The organism is Leisingera sp. ANG-Vp (genome assembly GCF_000813725.1).
GTDB lineage: Bacteria > Pseudomonadota > Alphaproteobacteria > Rhodobacterales > Rhodobacteraceae > Leisingera.
Genome location: NZ_JWLD01000020.1, coordinates 1 through 21,105, shown reverse-complemented (window position 1 = coordinate 21,105; position 21,105 = coordinate 1). Strand labels below are relative to the sequence as shown.

The following is a 21,105-nucleotide window of genomic DNA, read 5'->3' as shown; positions in this document are numbered from 1 at the left end:
CTGGAGTTGGAACCTAGGTACGGCTTAACGGATCGTCAAGGTTCCATCCGCCGCATCAGCGCCGCTGTCACGCGGTCGTGCGCAAGCGGCATCAGGGTTGCAGTGCGGGTCCAAAGCAGCGTGGTTTCAACAGTACGGTCCGGATAAATCTGTGCCAGCGCATGGGCATAGGCGCCCATCTGGCGCAGCAGGCCTTCCGGGCATTGTTCTTGCGTTTCCGGCACCGAAGCGTTGGATTTGAAATCCACGGCCAGGACTTTTTCCGGTGTGACAATCAGCCTGTCGATGATGCCGTGCAGGCGGTTTCCCTGCAGATCCGCAGCTACGGGTACTTCCGCCAGCGTTTCCGGCTGGAATATGTGCGAGAGCTCCGGATTTCTGAGCACTGCAGACGCCTCAGCCAGCAATTCTGCGGTGTCCTCAGAACCCTGCAACAGGTTCTGCGCCAGTTGCGGCCAATCTGCCTCCGGCCGGCCCGGCAGATGCTCTAGCAGCAAATGCAGCCGGCTGCCGCGGGCTTTGGCTGCGTCCTCATCCAGACCCTGATCACCGGGTAAGGCCTTGGCGCCGCCCAGGTCCGAGGGGCTGAGCGCCGGCGCCGGTGCTTCATAAGAACGGGCGGGCCGGGTGAAGACCTCCGGCAAGCTGTGGGTTTCAGCTTCTATGACCGCCGGAATGTCCAGCGGCAAACCGTCCCAATCACCATGCTGCATGCGCAGGCCGGAGCCGCCTCCGGTATCGCATTCCATGGCGCCGCCTTCCCGCATGGCGCCTTCGACCATGCGGTACCAGCTGTCGCCGGCTTCACCTGCGTCGCCGGCAGCTGCCACGATCAGCCACTTTTCCGCTCGGGTTAGAGCCACATACAAAAGTCTCAGCCGCTCATTCTGCAGCTTTTCCTGCGCCGCTTCGCGGGCCGCCAGCATGGCGGCGGGCATCTGCTCCTTCGGCACCTTCCAAACCGGAGTGCTGCCCGCCAGCATGATTTCCGCATCTGTTGGCGGCCGCCGTTTGGCGGTGTCCGGCAGGATCACGATCGGCGCTTCCAGACCCTTGGAACCATGCACCGACATCACCCGGATCATGTCGCCGGCGGCGCCCATCTGGCGTTTGATTTCCAGATCATCGGTTTGCATCCAGACCAGAAACCCGGTGAGGCTCGGCACATCCGTCCGCTCATAGGCCAGCGCCTGCGACAGCAGCGCATTGATGCCGTCCTCGGCCTCCGGGCCCAGCCGGCCCAGCAGTTTCTGACGGCCGCCATGGCGGGTCAGAATGCGCTCGATCAGGTCGAAGGGGCGCAGAAAATCGGCATTGGCGCGCAGGTCGTTCAGCACCGCCATGGTTTCGGGAAACTCCCCTGCCCGTTCGCGCAGCGCCGGCCACAGGTACATCGCCTCGCGCCGGTGCGCGAGGTCGAACAGTGCCTGCTCGCCCCAGCCGAACAGCGGCGATTTCAGAGCCTCCGCCAGTGACAAAGAGTCTTCCGGCAGCGCCAGGAACCGCAGCAGTGCGGCAATGTCCTTCACTGCCAGTTCCGCCCCCACCTTGAGCCGGTCGGCGCCGGCGATGGGCAGTTCGGCCTTTTTGCAGGCACGGATGATTTCCGAGAACAGATCGGAGCGGCGCTGCACCAGGATCAGGAAATCGCCGGCTGTCACAGGCCGGCGCCGGAACGTGCCGCGCTGCGTGCCATCCTCGGGGATTGTCACGCCAGTCTCAATCATCTGCTTGATCGAACCTGCGATCCGTTCGGCCAGGATCACCGTGTGATGGCGGCTGCTGGGGCGGTCGACGGGGCTGGTCCAGTCGGGGTCCTCGTCATCCTCGACCTTTTCGACCACCGGCCACAGGTCCACCCGGCCCGGCAGATCGGATTTGAAGGCGCGGTGCAGGGCCTCCTTGCGGAAACCGGCGCGGGGGCTGTCCTTGAACACCAGATCGACCAGCTTCAGGATCGCAGCCGAGGAGCGGAAAGAGAAATCCAGCGAGGCGTCCTGCAGCCCTGCCCCGGTTTCCGCCAGCCGCTTGCCGAACTCCTGCTGCATCCGGTCAAAGGCATCCGGATCGGCGCCCTGGAAGGAGTAAATCGACTGTTTCTTGTCGCCGACCACAAAGATGGTGCGCTCCACATCCGACCGCGCGCCCTCGCCGGCGGTGAATTCCTGCGCCAGCTTCTCGATCACGTCCCATTGCACCGGGCTGGTGTCCTGCGCCTCGTCCACCAGGATATGGTCGATGCCACCGTCCAGCCGGTAGAGCACCCAGGCCGCCACGCCCGGATCGTTCAGCAGTTGCCGGGCCTTCAGGATCAGATCGTCAAAGTCGAGCCAGCCGCGCAGCTGCTTGCGGCGTTCATATTCCGGCAGGAAGGCAGCGGCAAACCGGTGCAGGCCGTGGCTTTTGCGGGCAGCGGTGAGACCGAGCCGCTTGACGCGCGCATCCTCCACCCGCAGCATCAGGGGCTCCAGCTGATCCATTAGCGAGAGATGCGATTCACGCAGTTTCTTGGTCGGGAACTTGCCGACCTTGGCGGTAAACGGCTCCTTGGCGCTGGCGCCGGTCAGAAAGATGCTTTCCAGCGTGCTGAGATCGGCGAGCGCAGGCGCGGTGACGCCCGCCAGCTTGGCGGCCGCTTTCTGGTCGGTAGCGCCGCCCTGCCCCAGCATCTCACGGGTCCGCTGCAGCAGCTCCTCTTCGCCGCCAAGGAAGACCAATGCTTCCAGTGCGGTTTCGTCAAACCCTTCGGGCAGCTCGAACAGCTCCAGCAGCCCGGCCCAGTCCAGCGGCTCACCGAAATCGGCGCGGCGCTGGCAGATTGCTGCGGTCAGGGTCTCAAAATCGCTGTCGCTGACATGGCGCGCCAGGGCGTCGACTAATGGGGCCTCCTCGCCTTGGGCAAAGTCCTCCATGATTTCCGCCCGCAAGAGCTGGCCCGCGCGGTCGTCCATCTCGGAGAACTGCGGACTGACGCCGGCTTCCAGCGGGAAGCGGCGCAGGAGCGACGAACAAAAGGAGTGGATGGTCTGGATCTTCAGCCCGCCAGGCGTCTCGATGGCGCGGGCAAACAAGGTGCGGGCCTTGGCAAGATCCTCGGCAGCAGTGTTGACTTCGCCTAACTCGGTCAGGGCACCAATCAGCGCCGGATCACCCAGCATCGCCCATTCGCCCAGCCGTTTGAACAGCCGGTTCTGCATCTCGCTGGCTGCGGCCTTGGTATAGGTGAGGCAGAGGATATGCTGCGGTTGCACGTCCTTCAGCAACAGCCGCGCAACCCGGTCGGTCAGCACTTTGGTCTTGCCCGATCCGGCATTGGCCGCCAGCCAGGTCGAGGCATCGGGGCGGGCGGCGCGGAACTGCGCCTCGGAGGCGGCATCGCGGATGGTCATGCCAGATCCTCCGGCTGCGGCGTGGCGCTGCGGTCCCATTCGCCGTAGCGTGCCAGGTGGTCATAGTCGCCGGCGATATCGTCGCGATGCACCATGCGGCGGCTCGAATAGCCTTGTTCAGGCTCGAAATAGGCTCCGATCAAGGTGCGCAGCTCATCCCATACCCTGGCGGGCGGCTGCTCATCCAGCGGCGCACGCACTTCCTTCATCTTGCTGCCCAATCCTATGAACAGGGCGCGGGCGACCTCGGCCGGGCCAAGATCCTCAAAGGCGCCTTCCTCGGCCATGGCAGCTTCGATCAGCAGCTGTTTCTCGAACTTCTTCTGCTGCGCCTCCGAGGGCGGCGCGCCGGTCTTGTAGTCATAAAGATGCAGGAAACCGTGGTCGTCCCTGTCGATCCGGTCGGCGCGGCAGGCAATGGTGAAGTCCAGCGGGTCCAGCCGGGCGCTGCCCTTGGCCTCAAAGGCAACAGGTTTGGCGCGGGACTGGCGTTCCTGCTCTGCCAGCACAAAATCCGCGGCGATCTTGCGGATGCGCGTGTGCCACAGGATGCGCGCAACCGGCCAGGGCACATGGGTGTCCAGCAGCTCGCGGGTCTTTTCGACCAGGTGATCGGCAGTCAGCAGGGACGGATCAGCCTGGGCTTCCTTGATGAAATGCTCGAACACCTCATGCACCACGATGCCGCGCAGCAAGGCATCGGGTTCCTGCACCAGCGGATTGAGCGGTTTCAGCCGCAGCACATGTTTGGCGTAGATCGCATAAGGGTCGCGGATCAGCCGCGGGATTTCGGTGATCGTCAGCCGGCGCGGGCGGCTCGGCACCGGCGGGCGCGGCGAGGGGCGCGGCATTTGCGGGACCGGCGTTGGTTCCTCCAACGCATCGGCCCAGCCAAGCCACTGGCGGCCTTTGGCCCGCATTCTGTCCAGCGCATCGCGGCCGCCCTGATCTGGCAGGCCGGAGAGCAGGTTGGTCAGCCGGTTCAACCAGCGCGAGGGGACTGTATCGGCTTCCTCGGACCGCTCAGATCGGGTCAGCCAGACCTCGGGCGCGGCAATGGCCTGCTGGAAGTCATGCGCCGACAGGCCGAAGCGGCGTTCCGGCAGCAGCAGCCCCGCCTGATTGCGCAGCTGTCGGTTCAGCCAGGGGTCGGGAGAGGCGGCTTCCGGCCAGCTGCCTTCGTTGAGACCGCCAAGGATCACCAGATCGGCGCCTTGAACGCGCGCCTCCAGCGTGCCCCAGATCATGATCAAGCCGTAAGGCGCATCGCGGTCGCGCACTTCGCCCTGGCTGAGCAGAGCGCCCAGCAAGTCGGCAAAATCGCGGGCGGTCATCTCGCCGCCATAGGGCGCTTCGGCTTCAAGATCCTCAATGCAGGCAAGCGCGGCTTGGCCAGCCTTCTTGTCCCACAGGGTTCCGGCGCCGTCGGCCTGGCTGCCGGCCGCGATGCGTTCAGCCAGATCGCGTAGGCGCGTGACCCAATCCGTCAGGGGCTGGGTGCCGGTGATCTCCTGATTTGCGAAACTGCTGCTCAGCCAGGCGGTCCAGCCGGGCGTCAGTTCCCGGCCCGTTTCAAAGGCCGCAAAGTTTTCGGCATCGGGGAAGGGCGGGCCGTTGCGGCGCAAGGACAGCTCCAGCTCGCGGGTCTGGCGCAGGTGATTGCCGCGATCAGCGCCGTCGTGGGTGAGCGGGTGTTTCAGGAGCGTCAGCAGGCTGTCGCAGGTGAGCGGCTTGCAGAACAGCCCCGCCACATGGCGCAGGAAACGGCCGGGAGGAGACAGCTGCAGCGGCTGGCCGGCCGAGTCATCGGGCAGGATGTCCCAGCGGTCGAGCGCGGCGGAAACCTGGCGTGTCAGCATCCGGTCAGGTGTGATCAGCGCGGCAGTTTGGCCGTCCTCGGCTGCCTGACGCAGACGCAATGCAATGGCCAAAGCCTCGGAACGGGGGCTGGGGGCCTCAACCAAGGTGACCTTTTCCGTGGCCGCGTCCAATCCGGTCAACAGCGGGCCTTCGCTCATCCAGGCGTCGGTGACCGGAGCAGGGCGCAGGGCAAGGGACACCAGTTTGTTCCGGTCTGGAGAGACCGGCGCTGCATCGGTCCAAGGGAGTACATCCGCCGGTGAAATCTCCAAGTCTTTCATCAGCTTGTGGAACCGGTACTGCGGGTGATCTTCCGAGATCATCGGGTCATCCAGCCCGCTCCAGACCTGTGCCGGCTGGTCGAAATCGAATCCGGGCAGCACTACGGCGCCTTGCGGCAGGCGGGCGATGGCTTCCATCAGCAGCAGCGTAGTCCCGCGCGAGCCGGTGGAACCGGCCAGGATCACCGGATGCTGAGGCGGGGTGTGCTGCCACTGTTCGATCAGGTTCAGCACCACCTGACGCTGCCGCGCCTGGGCATCCATCGCGCCCTCATGCAGACCGGTGAACTCATCGGCGATGCCGATAAAGGCCTGTGCCCGCGCCCAGTGGCCGGACATGTCGGAGACATCTAGATCGCGGATGGTATCGGTGCTGACGCCTTCGCCTTGCATCTCGTCGATCAGCGCCGCGAGGCTGTCAGACAGATCATAGAGCGAGGCGCGCGAGGCCAGATCGGGCTGGGCGTCCAGCAGTTTGGCGATCAGCTGCGACAGTTCCAGCCGGCGCCGCAGCGGGGGCAGGGCGGGCGGCAGGCCCTCCAGCGTGGCGCGCTGGGCCAGATCCGTCAGCATCAGCATCCGCGGCAGCAAGAGGGCAGGGCCGTCGTCAAACAGCATCCGAACCCGGCGCGCCATGCGGGAGGTGTTGAGGATCAACTCGGCCCAGGCCAGTGCCTCGGGCGGCTGTCCATGGGCGCGGCTGCGCAGGCCCTCGACCAGCGCCCGCGGGAAATCGACGCCGCAGGGCACGGCAAAGACGCGCGGTGTGCTGGAGGGTTCAAACATCATCTGCGGCGATCAGCTCCTCGGCCAATGTAATCCCTTCGGGGCGGCCCACATCGCACCAGCGGCCGGGATATTCCAGTGCAAACAGCCGGTTGTCCGCAGCCATTTTGTTCCACAGCACATTCAGCGAAAACACTTGTTCTTCGACCTGGTGCAGTCCGTCTGTTTTCAGGATCTGAACACCGCCATAGACCAGATTTCCGCCGCGGCTGATGCGGCCCTCCGCGTCTGCCGAGAAATCACCGCCGCCGGTGCGGCCCACGGCGCGTTCCAGCGGCACGCAGACCAGCAGCGCGTCCATGCGGTCGGGATCCCAAGCCTCAAGCGCCAGTTGGAGCGGGTTCGGGCCTTTCCAGATGGCATCAGTGTTCATGGTGAAAACCGGCCCGTCTCCCAGCAAAGGCAAGGCGTAGCGCAGCCCGCCGCCAGTGTCGAGAATCTCGGGGCTTTCGAGACTGATCTGCACATTTTCAGGCTCTAACAAGGCTTTCAGAGACTCAGGCTTGTAATGCAGGTTCGCCGCAATCCGGGCCGGCTGGATGGCCTTGGCCAGCTCCAGCGCGTGGGAAATCAATGGCCGGCCAGCGACGTCGATCATCGGTTTCGGCTTGTCACGGGTCAGCTCCCGCATCCGGGTGCCAAAACCCGCGGCAAACAGCATCACGGCATCGGGGGAACGCTGCATCAGGGCCTCAGCTTGTTCAGGTTGTCCGGAGTGGGCGCAGGCAAGCTGTCGCGCAGCAGCCCGGCAACCGGCGCCAATGCAGGATGCTCCAGCCCGCGGATGAAATGGTCCCAGACCCGCGGGATCAGGTCCACATAGTGCGGCTTGCCATACTCCATGCTGAGGCGGGCAAAGACGCCAAGAATGCGCAGGTTCCGCTGCACGCCCAGCACCGTATAGGCGGTGCGGAAACCGGAATCGTCGGCGCCGGCGGCGGCAATGTAGCGGTCGATCATTTGCATTTCGATGCCGGCGGGCACATCGCGGCGGGCATCCTGCAGCAGCGAGACCAGATCATAGGCCGGGTGGCCGGAGCGGGCATCCTGGAAATCCAGCAGGCCAACCCGGGCAACGCCCGAGCGCTCGGGAAGCCACAGCAGGTTCTCCGCGTGGTAGTCGCGCTGGACAAGCACCGGATCGCCCTTAATGGTTTCGCGCAGGATGTCTTCGAACTGGTCTTCAAACCTGGATTGCAGGTTTGGATCATGTCCGCCCAGGATACCGTCGCGGTACTTGGACAGGGCAAGACCAGCCATTTCTGCCATCATCCGGGGGCCGTAGGGCTCCAGTTCCGGCATCGGCGCCTGGTGCAGGACAACAAGGGCATCGGTTGCTGCCTGGTACAGCTCCTTTTCCAGCTTGGGTTCACGCAGGACAGCACGGGCAAAGAGATCGTCGCCCAGATCTTCCAGCAGCAAAAAGCCGTGCTCGACGTCCCGGGCCAGGATTTCCGGCGCGCTGAGGCCCTGGGCGCGCAAGTATTCCGCAATGCGGATAAAGGGGCGGACGTCCTCGCCCTTCTCCGGCGGCGCGTCCATCAGCACAACGGTTCTGCCGCCAGAGGTCAGCCGCTCGTACCGCCGGTTCGAGGCATCGCCGGCCAGGGGCCCGCGCTGCCAGCCAGCGTAAGGCGTTGCTGCGAGGAAGGTTTCGCACAGGGTGTTGCGGTCGGTCATGCGCAGATGCGCTCCATCAGGGGCTGCCATTTCGCGTCGCTCCAGCTCAGCGTCAAGTGGCGGCGGTCTTCGTGATCGGGATCCAGGGCAAGGGTCAGGTGCAGGGCGTGGGGCGGGGTCAGCTCAGCCAGCCGGCCGGGCCATTCGACCAGGCAGATGGCACTGTCGAAAGCTTCGGTCAGGCCCAGTTCTTCCAGCTCATCCAGGGAGGAGAGCCGGTAGAGGTCGGTGTGCCACAGCTCTCCGGCGGGCACGTCATAGGTCTGCACCAGGGTGAACGTCGGCGAAGGGACATCTTCGGGAACATCCATCAGCGACTGGATCAGATGGCGGGCGAAATGGGTCTTGCCGGCCCCGATCACACCCTCCAGCAGCAGGCAATCGCCGGGGCGCAGGGCCCCGGCGATTTCTGCGGCCAATTGGGCCGTTTCATCCGGTGAGTTCAGCGTGCGGGACGCGGTATTCGGTGTCATGGCGCTAGAATGGCGCCGCCGTTTGCCTGCTGCAAGCGGGTTTCCGGGTTCAGTTTTGACTGAGGGCGGGGAAACGCTCCTGATCCGCTGGCAAAGTGGCAGTTTCCGGGGTGTGGAACCTGACCATGGTGGCACCGTTCTGGATCGCGGAGACCTTGCAGATCATTGCCGTTCCGTCACGCAGCTGCACATGGGACCACCAGGTATCCCGCCCTTCGCAGCCGGCGACAAAGTCGCGGATCTCGCCCCAGACCGGGGTGGGGGCGCAGGTGTCCTGCCAGACGCGGCTGGCGTCCATGATCGAGACTTTGGCAAAGCTGGCCTCCGGGTCCATCTGCCACAAGCTGCCATAGGCGCTGTTGGAGAATGTCATGCTGCCATCGTTGGCGAAAACCGCAATCGCTTCGTCCATCTGATCCATGATTGACTGGCCCATTTCCAGCTCGGACCGGAATTGGCGGGTCAGGGTCACTTCGGCGGTGATGTCCTCGAACAGGAAGGCGATGGCGCCATCGGGGTGCGGCCGGCCCGAGACCTTGTAGACCGAGCCCGACGGCAGCGACCATGTTTCCTGGTAACGGCCTTCGGCGGCAGCTTCCAGCAGGTCGGCCATCTGGTGGCGCCAGCTGGAATAGCTTTTCGGTTCCGGCATCATCCGCTGGTCGCGCAGCCGGTCGAAGAAGGTCAGCAGGTTCGGGCGCGAGCTGAGGAAATTTGCGGGCAGGGCGGTCAGGTCGATCAGCACCGGGTTGAACAGCACCAGCTGGCGGTTGCGGTCAAAGATTGCAAGGCCGATCGACAGCTGGGCAAAAGTCTTGGCCAGGGTCTGCACAAAGTTGCGCTGTGCGACCTCGGCGTCGACCACGGCGTTGACGTCCACCGCATGGCACAGCCAGCCGGCCTCGGTTTCGGTGGTCGAGACGTTGTACCACAGCTTTTTGCTGCTTTCCGGCAGCGGGATGGAGATTCGCTCAGGCTTTCCGCTGGTCATCGGGTCGTGCAGATCGGTGAACAGGGGCTCCGCAAAATCGGCGCTGCGGCCGCGGATCTTCTGGCTGAGATCGTCATAGGCAAGGTTGGACCAGGTGACATTGCCCTCTTCCGACTGCAGCCAGACCGGGTAGGGGGCCTGATGCACAGCGGCACGCAGGGTGGTCAGTTCCTGATCCAGGGATTTGTTCTGCTCTTCCAGGGTGCTGCGGCGCAATTGCACCCGGGTGACTCCGTCAATCCATTCGCAATGCGCCTCGCGGCTTTCGGCAGAGGCGGTGCCGGAGAGCACCAGCGGGCCGACATCCTTAAGAAAACCAGGGGATTGCGGCAGGCCGGGGTAGCTGCGGGCAAGCTGGTCGCGCAGCATGCTCCAGTCGAAGTTCTCGGCCTGGTCGCCAATGAACTTGCGGGCGCCGGAGGACCAGCCGATCAGGCTGTTTTCGTCGAACAGGAACACCGCATCGGTGCGGCCGTCACCGGCCAGCAGGTCATGTTCCATGCCGCGGCGGCGGGGCGTTGGCGACAGCCACCAGACCGCGGCCGCGGCGGTTGCGGCGCACAGTGCTGCCAGTACAAACCATTCGATCGAAGCGAAGTTCTGCATGTTTCCTGCCCAGTTCAGCTCTCGTTTACCGGCATGGTTCCCTAATAAAGGTTAAATCAAGTTTAATTGGTTGCCCAAAAGTGAATAGTTAAATTTCTAGAGGAATATTTTTTCCGAGCGCCGGGCTGCCGCCGCCGGCAAGGGCATCGATCTTTTTGCGCGGCCAGGACACCTCGACAATTGCGCCGCGGCGGTCCTGGTAGGGGTTGAGGGTCTGGAAGGTGTCGGTTCCGTTGGCGAATCGCAGCTGCGCGCCGGTGCGCTCCAGCAGGGTTTTGGCAATGAACAGGCCCAGGCCCATGCCTTCATACTCCGGCCGCTGTTTCAGTTCGCTCTCGCCGCGGCGGCGGCGCACAAAGGGGTCGCCGATCCGGCCGATCAGCTGAGGCGGGAAGCCGCGGCCGTCATCGCAGATCCGCAGGATGATCCGGTCGTCGTTCCAGGCGGCATCAATCCAGACGGTGGTTTTGGCAAAGTCGACGGCATTTTGCACCAGGTTCCGCAGCCCGTGAATGATCTCGGGTTTCCGCATCACGGTCGGCTGCTGGAAATCCCCGCCCTCCAGCGGCTCCTCATTGTAGAGGATCGCCTTGCCGCGGTTCATATGCGGCTCGGCGGCCTCGTTCACCAGGGTCGAGAACGGAGCCTGCCGCAGGTGCAGGTCGTCTTTGCCGGCCCGGCCCATGCTGCGCAGGATGTCGCGGCAGCGGTCAGCCTGCTCGCGGATCAGGGCGGCATCCTCGCGCAGGTCGGGGCGGTCATCCAGCTCTTCGATCAGCTCAGCGCTGGTGAGTTTTATGGTCGCAAGCGGCGTGCCCAGCTCATGCGCGGCGGCCGCAACCACACCGCCCAGATCGGTCAGCTTCTGCTCGCGCGACAAGGCCAGCTGGGTGGCGCTCAGCGCGTCCGACATCGACCGCATCTCGTTGCTGACCCGGAAGGAATAGGCCCCGATGAACAGAATGGCGATCACAATCGCAATCCAGTTGCCGAAGATGAACACATCCGGAATGCGCAGAATGAACCCCTGCTCGGTGCGCAGCGGCAGGTGGAACTCGGCCATCAGGGTGACCAGGATGATGGCTGTGGCGCCGATGATCAGGGTGGAGCGCAGCCCCATCACCGCAGCGGAAATTGTCACCGGCCCCAGCACCAAGAGCGCAAAGGGGTTGTTGAGCCCGCCGGTCAGATACAACAGGAACGCCAGCTGCAGGAGGTCGAACAGCACCATCAGGAAGTTCTCGAACTCGCTCAGGCGCTTGTTTTCCGGGAAGGCAAAGACGGCGATCAGATTGCCCGCGGCCGAAACGCCGATGGCGAGGTAGCACAGCGCCAGCTCCAGCTGCAGGTTGAAGCGGTACTGGGCAACGGCGATGGCCGTCACCTGGCCCGCAATTGCAACCCAGCGCAGCAGGATCAGGGTGCGCAGCCGGATCCAGTTGCTGTGCTCCTGGCCGCTCAGCAGCCGGTAAGGGCGTTCGCTCATGTGCTTCGGTGCTCCCGCAGATGTGACGCCGTGCGCCAGTTGCATCGGCTGTATTTCTTGATAGGTCTGGCGCCGCAAACGATCAACAACCCTTCCCTGACGAAAAGTGTGATCTCATGACCCGCCTTTATGCTCTTCTTGCTGCCGTTTTTGTTGCTGCCCTGCTGGGCGGCGCCTGGATGCTGACACGCGGAGGCGGCGGGGGCGACAAATTCGCACAGTGCCGCAGCAGCCAGATCGCCGGCGGCGCGGATACCATCGGCGGGCCGTTCGAGCTGGTCAACGCACAGGGTGAGACGGTGACCGACAAGGACGTGATCACCGAGCCGTCAATCGTCTACTTCGGCTACACCTTCTGTCCCGATGTCTGCCCGATGGATTCGGCCCGCAACGCCGATGCCGTCGACGTTCTGGCGGAGCGCGGAATCAGTGTGACGCCGGTGTTCATCTCCATCGACCCGGACCGCGATACCCCTGAGGCCGTTGGCGATTTTGCCGAAAACCTGCATGAAAAGATGATTGGCCTCACCGGTTCGCTGGACCAGGTCAAGGCGGCCAGCAAAGCCTATAAGACCTACTTCAAGAAGAACGAAGGCGACGAGGATTACTACCTGGTCGACCACTCCACCTTCTCCTACCTGGTGCTGCCCGAGGATGGCTTTGTCGAGTTCTTCCGCCGCGATGAAACGGCGGAGCAGATGGCCGACAAAACCGCCTGTTTCGTCGAGAAAATCTGAAGCAGGATAGCTGTTTGACCTTTCCCCTTGCCCGGTCATATTCTTGCGTGAACTGAAAAACTTCGCGGAGGACCGGGCATGGCCGAAACTGCTCTGCAGGACATTGGACCCGACAAGACGCTGCTGCTGGTCGATGACGACGAGCCGTTTCTGCGGCGTTTGGCCAAGGCAATGGAGAAACGCGGCTTTGAGGTTGAGACTGCCGGCTCGGTCGCCGCAGGCAGCGCCATCGCCACAGCGCGCCCGCCGGCCTATGCCGTGGTCGACCTGCGGCTGGAGGATGGCAACGGCCTCGACGTGGTCGAAGTGCTGCGCGAAAAGCGGCCCGACAGCCGGGTTGTGGTGCTGACCGGATACGGTGCCATTGCCACCGCAGTTGCCGCGGTCAAGATCGGCGCGACTGATTATCTGTCCAAGCCGGCCGATGCCACCGACATCATGAACGCGCTGCTGGCCAGCGGCGATGAGCTGCCGCCGCCGCCGGAGAACCCGATGAGCGCCGACCGGGTGCGCTGGGAGCATATCCAGCGGATCTATGAGCTTTGCGACCGCAATGTCTCGGAAACTGCCCGGCGCCTGAACATGCACCGCCGCACCCTGCAGCGGATCCTGGCCAAGCGCAGCCCGCGCTAGGGCTACATCGGAATAGACCTCTTCGCCTTGCGGATGAGGCTCGCCCGGCAGCAAGCCGGGCCGCGCCGACCCGTTCCCATGGGGCGGCGCGATTGCGCGCGCCCGCGGGTCTCTGCAGCCTTTGCATTGCCATTTCGGATGTGCAGGTTCGGCAGCGGCCGCCTAAAGCAGCTCAAGCAGCTCAAGATGCCGGGCCACGAAATCCTGCCGTACCTCAACAGGCGGGCGCAGATGAATCTCCAGGTTGCGGACGATGTCTTCATTTGGCCTGCCGAAGAACTTGGTGGCCTCCTTCTCGGAAAACCCGGCAATCTGCACCGCCTCCATCCAGGCGCTGACCTTGTCGGCCCGTTTGATCTGCGCCTTGACGGTCTTGGGCAGCACAGCGGGCAGGCCGAAGCGCAGGTGGATTGCCGCGGTCAGCCGCAGGTCCAGCTCTCCGTATCCCGGTCCTACGGCAGCCTTCACCGGCGAGATCATGTCGCCGATGACGTATTCCGGTGCGTCGTGCAGCAGCGCCGCCAGCCGCCATTTGACCGGCGCCTTGGGCTGCATCCGGGTGAAAATGTCCTCAACCAGCAGCGAATGCTCAGCGACTGAATAAGCAAAGTCGCCCCGGGTCTGCCCGTTCCAGCGGGCGACAAAGGCGAGGCCGTGGGCAATGTCCTCAATCTCGATATCCACCGGCGTCGGATCCAGCAGGTCCAGGCGGCGGCCAGAAAGCATCCGTTGCCAGGCGCGGGGGTGTTTCATGGGCTGCCTTTCAGATTTTTTGCTTCTGCCTGCGTGAGGTCTCAGAATACCGTGCAAGCCCCGGATTCCATAGGCTGAAATCAGCAAAATTGCGGCGCAGAAAGATGCAGCCGCCTTACCCTGTGTGACGCCAGGGTGACCGGTTGTGAGTTTGAAAAATGCCCGTTGCGACCCCATATTATTAGTACGACAGGGGTCATTGCCCCTCCCAGGCAAGCCCCTTTCGCGAACGTGATGCGAACGAAAGGAGCAAGTCATGTTTAAGCGTCTGTTAGGTCTTTCCCTGCTGTTCGGCATGGCGGCAACCGCTCCGCCGGCCCTGGCTGCCAGCTGCGGCGACCGTGAAGTCATGACCGCCAAGCTGGAAAGCGGATACTCCGAGCGGCTGACAGCCGGCGGGCTGCAAAAAAGCCGTCCCGAGGCCACTGTGATCGAGGTCTGGTCGTCGGATGAAACCGGAACCTTCACTGTTCTGGTGACACATGCAAACGGAATCAGCTGCGTTGTGGCAACCGGTTCCTCATTCTTCCAGGTTAAGGAAGTAAAGAAAGTCCCGGGCACGCCAAGCTGAGCTTGGCCGCCCAGGCGGGCTCCCCCAACAGCCTGAACCGTCCAGACGGCCTGAGTTGAATTCTCAGGTTGCCGGTATCTTCGTTGAATCTAAACACTCCCGGTGTTAGGGCCTTCGGCAAGATAACGTGTAACCGGAATGGAGCAGACTATGGCCGGGGATTATATCGTCAAAGACATCGCGCTGGCAGGCTTTGGCCGCAAAGAGCTGGATATCGCTGAAACCGAGATGCCGGGCCTGATGGCACTGCGCGAGGAGTACGGTGAAAGCAAACCGCTGAAAGGCGCCCGCATCGTCGGCTCGCTGCATATGACCATCCAGACCGCGGTTCTGATTGAAACGCTGGTGGCGCTGGGCGCAGATGTGCGCTGGGCGTCGTGCAACATCTTCTCAACCCAGGACCACGCTGCCGCGGCAATTGCCGAAGCCGGCATTCCGGTCTTTGCGATCAAGGGCCAGACCTTGGAAGAGCATTGGGACTATCTGGATAAATCCTTCATGTTCCCGGAAGGCGCCAACCTGATCCTCGACGATGGCGGTGACGCCACCCTTTATGTGCTGCTGGGTGCCCGTGCCGAAGCAGGCGAAGAGATCATCCCGGTGCCGCAGTCTGAGGAAGAAGCGGTTATCAAGGCACAGATCCAGAAACGCATGGAGGCTTCCCCGGGCTGGTTCACCAAGACCCGCGACGCGATCCTGGGTGTTTCCGAGGAAACCACCACCGGCGTGCACCGCCTTTATGATCTGCAGAAGAACGGCCAGCTGCCGTTCCCGGCGATCAACGTCAATGACTCGGTCACCAAGTCGAAGTTCGACAACAAATACGGCTGCAAGGAATCGCTGGTCGACGGCATCCGCCGCGCCACCGACACCATGATGGCCGGCAAGGTCGCTGTGGTGTGCGGCTATGGCGACGTGGGCAAAGGCTCGGCTGCCTCGCTGCGCGGCGCCGGCGCCCGGGTGAAAGTGACCGAAGCCGACCCGATCTGCGCCCTGCAGGCCGCCATGGACGGCTTTGAGGTCACCCTGCTGGAAGATGAAGTCGCAACCGCCGACGTGTTCATCACCACCACCGGCAACAAGGACGTGATCCGCATCGAGCACATGCGCGAGATGAAGGACATGGCGATCGTCGGCAACATCGGCCACTTCGACAATGAAATCCAGGTCGCGGCGCTGAAGAACCACAAGTGGACCAACATCAAGGACCAGGTGGACATGATCGAGATGCCCTCGGGCAGCCGCATCATCCTGCTGTCCGAAGGCCGTCTGCTGAACCTCGGCAACGCCACCGGCCACCCGTCGTTCGTGATGTCCGCTTCCTTCACCAACCAGGTGCTGGCGCAGATCGAACTGTGGACCCGCGGCGACAACTACGAAAACGACGTCTACATCCTGCCCAAGCATCTGGACGAGAAAGTCGCCCGCCTGCACCTGGGCCGTATCGGCGTCAAACTGACCCAACTGAGCTCTGAGCAGGCTGCCTACATCGGCGTGAAGCCGGAAGGCCCGTTCAAGCCGGAGCACTACCGCTACTAAGCGGTTCCGCTTGGAAGAATAGGCGCCGCTGTAGCAATCCGGCGGCGCTTTTCTTTTGTCAAATCATCTCGACAACAACGATCCGCCCGGCGGCACTGCCGGGCAGCGCCCGACCCTCCCCGCGGGAGGGCGCCGCCCTCATCAGAAGGGCAGGCTGATCAATGCTCAGCGCTGGTTTGGCATATGGCTGCCGCGGCCTTCGGGTGTCAGGTCAAACAAGCTCCAGAGTGGCCACAGCGCATCGATGTGGCGGGGCTGCCAGGGGCTGGGCTCAAAGAACATCTCGGACCCCCAGAAATGCCGGATGCTGTCCCCTGTGCGGGTAAAGACATGCAGCATCGGCAGCTGCGCGCCGGTGTCATTCTCAGCCAGGTAGTCCTGCTGATAGCTGGTGCCCTCAGCAGAATAGAGCGGCAGCGCCTGCCAGCCTTTGTCCTCCTGCAGCGCCGTTAGCCGCTCCGGTGAGGATTGCGCGACAACGGCAAACGCCATCCGCTCTTGCGCGTGGGAAACCTGCCCGCGCCAGCCGTCCAGGAAGGCAGCGCACATCGGGCAGGCGGCCTTGGCCTGCGATCCGTACATCAGCGAATAGATGGCGAGGGTGCTGTGGCCGCCGAACAGGTCCTGCATGGAGACCTCAGCCCCGCTGGTGCTGCGGAAGCTGTAGTCTTGTGCAACCAGCCCGCCTTCCGGCAGAGCGCGGCGCAGGGCGGCGACTTCTTCCGTCTGCGCCCTGAGCGCAAGCTCGGCTTTCAGCAGTTCGTTGCGGGCCGCCCGGTAGGCAGCGCTTTCGTTGGGGAGGCTTACAGGCATGATGTGCCTTTCCTGGCTGGCTGATCTATATTTAACAATACTGTTAAATAAAAGAGCTGCCTGTCAAGTCCGGTCCGCGGCTTAAGCGGCCATTCCCATTTGTCTCGCATTGTCCGGGTTATTGCTTTGCGGAATCGGGGCCGGGCAGCCTATACCTGATGTCACGGTCAGGACGGCCAAGACACAGATTTTCATACGCGTGTGGTGGATATGGAGCACGCGGGGTGGAAGGGAAGGTCTTGTTTGTCCCCAAGACCTTCCCTTTTTCAATTTAGACGCAGCGGTATCAGAACAGCCCCAGGACCGCGCCGGCAGCAGCGCAGGCCAGCGTGGCATAGCCGCCGTCGATCAGCGTCAGTTTCACCGGCCGCATCCCATACATGTTGTTCAGCGCGATCCAGGGGCTGATGAAAAACAGCCCGACACCGGCACCGCCGACCAGGCCCGCGCCCAGGGAATCAATGCCCGACAGGGTGAATACATGGCGCATCATGCCAACGACGATCAGCTGCAGAACAAAGGCCATGGCAAAGATCGCCGGGCTCTGGCCGCCCTTCGGCTTGCCGGTCTCATCGCATTCCACCCCCGCGGCCTCGACCCAGGGCTTGGCCAAGGCACCGTAATAAACTGCGCCCAGCACAAAGGCAGCCGCCGCTGCCGCAATCACACTTACAAGTTCCATGATGCTCTCCCTGATTTTTCTGCCTGTGGAGAGCAGCTTGGCAGATCAGCCGGGATCTGTCTCCCCCAGCGCACAGATGGCGGTCCATTCGGCTTCGCTCACCGGTTGCACTGACAGGCGGGAGTTTTTGACCAGCACCATCTCTTCCAGCCGCGGGTCACCCTTGATCTGGTCCAGGGTGACTGGCTTGGCAAAGGGGCGCACCGCCTTGATGTCCACGCATTCCCAGCGCGCGTCTTCGGTGGTGCTGTCGGGATGCGCCTCGGCGCAGACCTCGACGATGCCGACCACGGATTTTTCCTTCTGCGAGTGATAGAAAAAACCGCGATCGCCGATTTTCATCTCGCGCATGAAATTGCGCGCCTGGTAGTTGCGCACGCCGTCCCATTCTTCACCGTCTTCGCCTTTGGAGACCTGGTTGTCCCAGCTCCAGGTGGAGGGTTCGGATTTGAACAGCCAGTAACGCATCAGCCGATGACCTTTTTCCAGGTGATCAGTTCGACAGCTTCAAACAGGCCTGCCTTGTTGTAGGGATCGTTGTCCGCCCAGGCCTGGCCGGCTGCCATGTCTTCGACGTCCAGAATAACCAGAGAGCCGGCCATATTGCCATCCTGATCCAGCAGCGGGCCGGCCTGTGCCACAACACCGGTGTCGTTGATATAGGCCAGATGCGCGTCGCGGTTGTCGAGACGGGTCTGCAGGGCGCCGGGTTTGTCGCGGGCAATCAATGCGATGAGCATTTTATTCCTCTTTTAATGGTCTTTTAAGCAAATGTGCCGCTGCCTCGCTGATCGTCAAGCGCTGATCGAGCAAATTGGTTACCGTGAGTGTGATCGGCATGTCCAATCCCATCCGCTGGGCCTGCGCTGCAACGGCCCGCGCGGTGGCGGCGCCTTCGACCGTAATGCTGGAATCAAATTCCTCGCCGCGGCCGATGGAAAGACCCAGACGGTAGTTGCGGGAGAGGTCGGAGCTGCAGGTGAGCGTGAGGTCTCCGAAACCGGAAAGCCCGGCCAACGTTTCCGCCTTGGCGCCGCAGGCCAGCGCCATCCTCTGCATCTCGGCATAGCCGCGGGTCATCAAGGCGGCGCGGGCGCTGTCGCCAAGGCCCGCACCGATGACAGCGCCGCAGGCAATCGCCATGACGTTCTTCAGCGCGCCGCCGATCTCGGCGCCGGCAGTGTCCGTTGTGCGGTAAAGACGCAGGTTGGCGGTGGTCAGCTGCTCCTGCAGCACCTTGCATTGCTCTGCGTCGCCGCAGGCAAGGGTCAGGGCGGTCGGCAGCCCGCGGGCAATGTCGGCCGCAAAGCTCGGACCGGTCAGCAGGGCGGCGTCTGCTTCCGGCAGGGCTTCCTGGATGACGGCAACCGGACCCAGGCCAGAGTCCAGCTCGATCCCCTTGCAGCAGGCAACAAGCGTCTTGCTGCCCATATGTGCCTGATGCTCTTCCAGAACCTCGCGCAGAGTCTGCATCGGCACCGCCAGCAGCAGCACGTCAGATGCGCAGGCCTGCGCAATATCTGCAGTGATCGACAGATTCTCCGGCAGCGCCACGCCGGGCAGGCGGGTGCCGTTGCGGCGGCTGTCCTGCATCGACTGCGCCTTCATGGCGTTGCGGGCCCAGAGGGTCATCGGCCCGTTGCCGGCCAGAGAGATGGCCAAAGCGGTGCCGAACGCGCCTGATCCCAGTACAGAAATGCTCATGCCTTGGCTCCCTTGCGGCCGGATCCGATCAGTGCCGGGCTGCTTTGGTCCAGCGGCCAGCGCGGGCGGGCGGTCAGGTCCAGCCCGTCGCGCGCACCCGCCTTGAACCGCTCGAGGCCCGCATAGGCGATCATCGCGGCATTGTCCGTGCAAAGCCGCAGCGGCGGCGCGGTAAAGGCAGCGCCAGCTTCAGCACAAACAGTCTCTAACGCGGCGCGAATGGCGGTATTTGCCGCAACACCGCCAGCCACGGCGACGGTTGGCTGCGCCGGCTGTTCTTCCATGTAAAGGCGGATCGCGCGGCGGGTTTTCTCGGCCAGCGTATCCACCACAGCCGCCTGGAAACCGGCACAGAGGTCGGCGCGGTCCTGGCGGGTGAGGCCGCCTTTCTCTGCCACGATCTGATCCCGCATCCGCATCAGCGCGGTTTTCAGGCCCGAGAATGACAGGTTGCAATCCGGCCGGTCCAGCAGGGGCCGCGGGAAGCGGAAGCGTTTGGGGTCGCCGCCTTCGGCCTCAGCCTGGACCGAGGGTCCGCCGGGCTGCGGCAGGCCTAAAAGGCGGGCAGTCTTGTCGAACGCCTCGCCGGGCGCGTCGTCGATGGTGCCGCCGAGCCGCGTGAAATCCTCCGGCCCTCGCGCCAGCAGGTACTGGCAATGGCCGCCGGAGACCAGCAGCATCAGGTAGGGATAGGCGATACCATCCGTCAGCCGCGGTGTCAGCGCATGGCCCGCCAGATGGTTCACGCCCACCAGCGGCAGGCCGGTGGCAGCCGCGATCCCCTTGGCGCACATCACGCCGGACATTACGCCGCCGATCAGGCCGGGACCGGCTGTCACTGCAACCGCATCCATGTCCTTCAGTGTCAGCCCGGCCTCGGCCAGCGCATCGCGGACGCAGAGGTCCAGCTTTTCGGCATGGGCGCGCGCGGCGATCTCGGGCACCACGCCGCCATAGGCGCTGTGCAGTTCGGTCTGGCCGAACACGATCGAAGACAGAACTTCAGGTGCCGCGTCCTCTGACTGCCGCACCACGGCGGCGGCGGTGTCGTCGCAGCTGCTCTCCAGCCCCAGAATGGTCAGGGTCTTTGTCATGGCCTTACCGTTGCATCGAATTGCAGCCGGGGCTACCACCTAAGCTGCCTGCAAACAATCCCGGGAGCCCTGCGATGGCCGCTTTGCTGATGACACGCCCGCTGGCGGCGGCAGAGAGCTTCGTGGCCGGGCTGCCGGATGCGGAGTGCGCGGATATGCAGGTGATTTATGCGCCGCTGATCGAAATCCGCCCGGCAAATGCGCCCGTATTGCTCAGGGACGCCGAGGCCGTGATTTTCACTTCTGCAAACGGGGTCGCGGCCGCTTCACGTGAAACCGCTGCCCGCCTGCCTGCTTTTTGCGTGGGGCAGCGCACCGCCAAGGCCGCGGCGGCGGAGGGCTGGGAGGCATCCTGCCTCGGAACCTGCGCGGATGAACTGGTGGCAGCACTGGCTTCACAATGCCCAGAGGCGCCGCTGCTGCATCTTCGCGGAGCGCATGCGCGGGGGGAAATCGCACAGCGTTTGACGGATGCCGGACTGATCTGCCGCGAACAGGTTGTTTACGATCAGGTGCTGCTGCCGCTGCCTGAAGAAGCACAAGCGGCAATCGCTGCGCAAAATGACGTGATCGTGCCGCTTTTCTCTCCCAGAACTGCGCGCCATTTTGCCAATCTGTGCGGGGACGGGGCGAATTTGCATCTGATTGCGCTGAGCCAGGCGGTGGCTGGCCCTCTGAAAGGCTTGAAATGCAAGACGTTGCGCGTAAGTAGGGCTCCGGATGCTCAGGCTATGGGCGAGGCCGTCCTTGATGCCGCAGCGCAGCTATCCCGGCTTGAGGGCAAGGATCGCGCAGAGTAGTGTCCAGTGTGTTCGAAAGAATGTATTTTTAGGAATCGAGGGGGGAAGCCGGCGTGGCTGACAAGAAAAATCCGGAAGACGTGATTGAGCCCGGCCCCGGTGAGACCCAGCCGGCAGAAGATGTTGCAGAGACTTCAGAACAAGACGTGACTGCGGACGCTGCTGAAGAGGCGGTTGACGCATCCGACGATATGGAGTCCCCGGTTTCCGAGACCGAGACCGAGACC

At 63.5% G+C, this 21,105-nt stretch carries 19 protein-coding genes; 5 read left to right on the top strand and 14 right to left on the bottom strand.

Annotation, left to right across the window (positions count from 1 at the left end; translation table 11 throughout):
• Positions 1-35: 35 nt before the first annotated feature.
• From addA to regB, 7 genes are all read right to left on the bottom strand, one after another.
• Positions 36-3,389, bottom strand: coding sequence for a double-strand break repair helicase AddA (addA, locus tag RA20_RS07770; RefSeq protein WP_039126415.1), 3,354 nt, complete (start codon positions 3,387-3,389; stop codon positions 36-38).
• A complete protein-coding gene (addB, locus tag RA20_RS07765; protein WP_193748798.1) occupies positions 3,386-6,319 on the bottom strand; it encodes a double-strand break repair protein AddB in 2,934 nt (977 codons plus the stop codon). The genes addA and addB overlap by 4 nt, the downstream gene beginning before the upstream one ends.
• On the bottom strand, positions 6,309-7,001 hold the full coding sequence (locus tag RA20_RS07760; protein WP_241482224.1) for a nucleotidyltransferase family protein: 693 nt from the start codon (positions 6,999-7,001) through the stop codon (positions 6,309-6,311). The genes addB and RA20_RS07760 overlap by 11 nt, the downstream gene beginning before the upstream one ends.
• Positions 7,001-7,996, bottom strand: coding sequence for an aminoglycoside phosphotransferase family protein (locus RA20_RS07755; protein WP_039126410.1), 996 nt, complete (start codon positions 7,994-7,996; stop codon positions 7,001-7,003). Before RA20_RS07755 ends, RA20_RS07760 begins: the two co-directional genes overlap by 1 nt.
• Complete coding sequence (tsaE, locus tag RA20_RS07750; RefSeq protein ID WP_039126407.1) at positions 7,993-8,469, bottom strand: tRNA (adenosine(37)-N6)-threonylcarbamoyltransferase complex ATPase subunit type 1 TsaE; 477 nt, start codon at positions 8,467-8,469, stop codon at positions 7,993-7,995. The genes RA20_RS07755 and tsaE overlap by 4 nt, the downstream gene beginning before the upstream one ends.
• Positions 8,470-8,518: 49 nt before the next feature.
• Entirely contained in the window at positions 8,519-10,066 is a 1,548-nt protein-coding gene (locus RA20_RS07745; protein ID WP_039126404.1) for a PAS-domain containing protein, read from the bottom strand.
• Between the two features lie 88 nt (positions 10,067-10,154).
• Entirely contained in the window at positions 10,155-11,552 is a 1,398-nt protein-coding gene (gene regB / locus RA20_RS07740; protein ID WP_039126400.1) for a sensor histidine kinase RegB, read from the bottom strand.
• 116 nt (positions 11,553-11,668) lie between these two features.
• Between regB and RA20_RS07735 the strand changes: the two genes are divergently transcribed.
• Together RA20_RS07735 and RA20_RS07730 are read left to right on the top strand one after the other, a co-directional pair.
• Positions 11,669-12,289 (top strand): SCO family protein, encoded by a 621-nt coding sequence (locus RA20_RS07735; protein ID WP_039126397.1) that lies wholly within the window; start codon positions 11,669-11,671, stop codon positions 12,287-12,289.
• A gap of 78 nt (positions 12,290-12,367) precedes the next feature.
• On the top strand, positions 12,368-12,922 hold the full coding sequence (locus RA20_RS07730) for an ActR/PrrA/RegA family redox response regulator transcription factor (protein WP_039126394.1): 555 nt from the start codon (positions 12,368-12,370) through the stop codon (positions 12,920-12,922).
• Between the two features lie 162 nt (positions 12,923-13,084).
• Here the strand turns inward: RA20_RS07730 and RA20_RS07725 are convergent, their stop codons facing one another.
• Positions 13,085-13,675, bottom strand: coding sequence for an HD domain-containing protein (locus tag RA20_RS07725; RefSeq protein WP_039126392.1), 591 nt, complete (start codon positions 13,673-13,675; stop codon positions 13,085-13,087).
• 256 nt (positions 13,676-13,931) lie between these two features.
• Here RA20_RS07725 and RA20_RS07720 point away from each other — a divergent pair, with 256 nt between their 5' ends.
• Both RA20_RS07720 and ahcY read left to right on the top strand, forming a co-directional pair.
• A complete protein-coding gene (locus tag RA20_RS07720; protein WP_039126389.1) occupies positions 13,932-14,246 on the top strand; it encodes a hypothetical protein in 315 nt (104 codons plus the stop codon).
• Between the two features lie 150 nt (positions 14,247-14,396).
• Positions 14,397-15,785, top strand: coding sequence for an adenosylhomocysteinase (gene ahcY, locus RA20_RS07715; RefSeq protein WP_039126386.1), 1,389 nt, complete (start codon positions 14,397-14,399; stop codon positions 15,783-15,785).
• Positions 15,786-15,950: 165 nt separating this feature from the next.
• On the opposite strand, the gene RA20_RS07710 is transcribed toward ahcY, so the two are convergent.
• From RA20_RS07710 to tsaD, 6 genes are all read right to left on the bottom strand, one after another.
• A complete protein-coding gene (locus RA20_RS07710) occupies positions 15,951-16,598 on the bottom strand; it encodes a DUF899 family protein (protein ID WP_052248883.1) in 648 nt (215 codons plus the stop codon).
• A 286-nt stretch (positions 16,599-16,884) separates the two neighbouring features.
• On the bottom strand, positions 16,885-17,280 hold the full coding sequence (locus RA20_RS07705) for a DUF1761 domain-containing protein (RefSeq protein ID WP_039126380.1): 396 nt from the start codon (positions 17,278-17,280) through the stop codon (positions 16,885-16,887).
• 45 nt (positions 17,281-17,325) lie between these two features.
• Positions 17,326-17,748 (bottom strand): EVE domain-containing protein, encoded by a 423-nt coding sequence (locus RA20_RS07700; RefSeq protein ID WP_039126377.1) that lies wholly within the window; start codon positions 17,746-17,748, stop codon positions 17,326-17,328.
• A complete protein-coding gene (locus tag RA20_RS07695; protein WP_039126373.1) occupies positions 17,748-18,020 on the bottom strand; it encodes a YciI family protein in 273 nt (90 codons plus the stop codon). The genes RA20_RS07700 and RA20_RS07695 overlap by 1 nt, the downstream gene beginning before the upstream one ends.
• 1 nt (position 18,021) lies before the next feature.
• Positions 18,022-18,984 (bottom strand): NAD(P)H-dependent glycerol-3-phosphate dehydrogenase, encoded by a 963-nt coding sequence (locus RA20_RS07690; RefSeq protein WP_039126371.1) that lies wholly within the window; start codon positions 18,982-18,984, stop codon positions 18,022-18,024.
• On the bottom strand, positions 18,981-20,078 hold the full coding sequence (gene tsaD / locus RA20_RS07685; protein WP_039126368.1) for a tRNA (adenosine(37)-N6)-threonylcarbamoyltransferase complex transferase subunit TsaD: 1,098 nt from the start codon (positions 20,076-20,078) through the stop codon (positions 18,981-18,983). Before tsaD ends, RA20_RS07690 begins: the two co-directional genes overlap by 4 nt.
• Positions 20,079-20,152: 74 nt before the next feature.
• On the opposite strand from tsaD, the gene RA20_RS07680 reads away from it, so the two are divergent.
• Positions 20,153-20,878: a uroporphyrinogen-III synthase gene (locus tag RA20_RS07680; RefSeq protein WP_039126365.1), complete on the top strand. Its 726-nt coding sequence runs from the start codon at positions 20,153-20,155 to the stop codon at positions 20,876-20,878.
• Positions 20,879-21,105: the final 227 nt, after the last annotated feature.

Bases quoted from the DNA above. Each gene is read 5' to 3' on its own strand.
- RA20_RS07725 (WP_039126392.1), bottom strand. From the start codon at position 13,675: ATGAAACACCCCCGCGCCTGGCAACGGATGCTTTCTGGCCGCCGCCTG.
- RA20_RS07735 (WP_039126397.1), top strand. From the start codon at position 11,669: ATGACCCGCCTTTATGCTCTTCTTGCTGCCGTTTTTGTTGCTGCCCTG.
- RA20_RS07680 (WP_039126365.1), top strand. From the start codon at position 20,153: ATGGCCGCTTTGCTGATGACACGCCCGCTGGCGGCGGCAGAGAGCTTC.
- RA20_RS07690 (WP_039126371.1), bottom strand. From the start codon at position 18,984: ATGAGCATTTCTGTACTGGGATCAGGCGCGTTCGGCACCGCTTTGGCC.
- addA (WP_039126415.1), bottom strand. From the start codon at position 3,389: ATGACCATCCGCGATGCCGCCTCCGAGGCGCAGTTCCGCGCCGCCCGC.
- RA20_RS07710 (WP_052248883.1), bottom strand. From the start codon at position 16,598: ATGCCTGTAAGCCTCCCCAACGAAAGCGCTGCCTACCGGGCGGCCCGC.
- RA20_RS07695 (WP_039126373.1), bottom strand. From the start codon at position 18,020: ATGCTCATCGCATTGATTGCCCGCGACAAACCCGGCGCCCTGCAGACC.
- RA20_RS07760 (WP_241482224.1), bottom strand. From the start codon at position 7,001: ATGCAGCGTTCCCCCGATGCCGTGATGCTGTTTGCCGCGGGTTTTGGC.
- tsaE (WP_039126407.1), bottom strand. From the start codon at position 8,469: ATGACACCGAATACCGCGTCCCGCACGCTGAACTCACCGGATGAAACG.
- regB (WP_039126400.1), bottom strand. From the start codon at position 11,552: ATGAGCGAACGCCCTTACCGGCTGCTGAGCGGCCAGGAGCACAGCAAC.
- RA20_RS07755 (WP_039126410.1), bottom strand. From the start codon at position 7,996: ATGACCGACCGCAACACCCTGTGCGAAACCTTCCTCGCAGCAACGCCT.
- RA20_RS07720 (WP_039126389.1), top strand. From the start codon at position 13,932: ATGTTTAAGCGTCTGTTAGGTCTTTCCCTGCTGTTCGGCATGGCGGCA.
- RA20_RS07730 (WP_039126394.1), top strand. From the start codon at position 12,368: ATGGCCGAAACTGCTCTGCAGGACATTGGACCCGACAAGACGCTGCTG.
- RA20_RS07745 (WP_039126404.1), bottom strand. From the start codon at position 10,066: ATGCAGAACTTCGCTTCGATCGAATGGTTTGTACTGGCAGCACTGTGC.
- ahcY (WP_039126386.1), top strand. From the start codon at position 14,397: ATGGCCGGGGATTATATCGTCAAAGACATCGCGCTGGCAGGCTTTGGC.
- RA20_RS07705 (WP_039126380.1), bottom strand. From the start codon at position 17,280: ATGGAACTTGTAAGTGTGATTGCGGCAGCGGCGGCTGCCTTTGTGCTG.
- addB (WP_193748798.1), bottom strand. From the start codon at position 6,319: ATGATGTTTGAACCCTCCAGCACACCGCGCGTCTTTGCCGTGCCCTGC.
- RA20_RS07700 (WP_039126377.1), bottom strand. From the start codon at position 17,748: ATGCGTTACTGGCTGTTCAAATCCGAACCCTCCACCTGGAGCTGGGAC.
- tsaD (WP_039126368.1), bottom strand. From the start codon at position 20,078: ATGACAAAGACCCTGACCATTCTGGGGCTGGAGAGCAGCTGCGACGAC.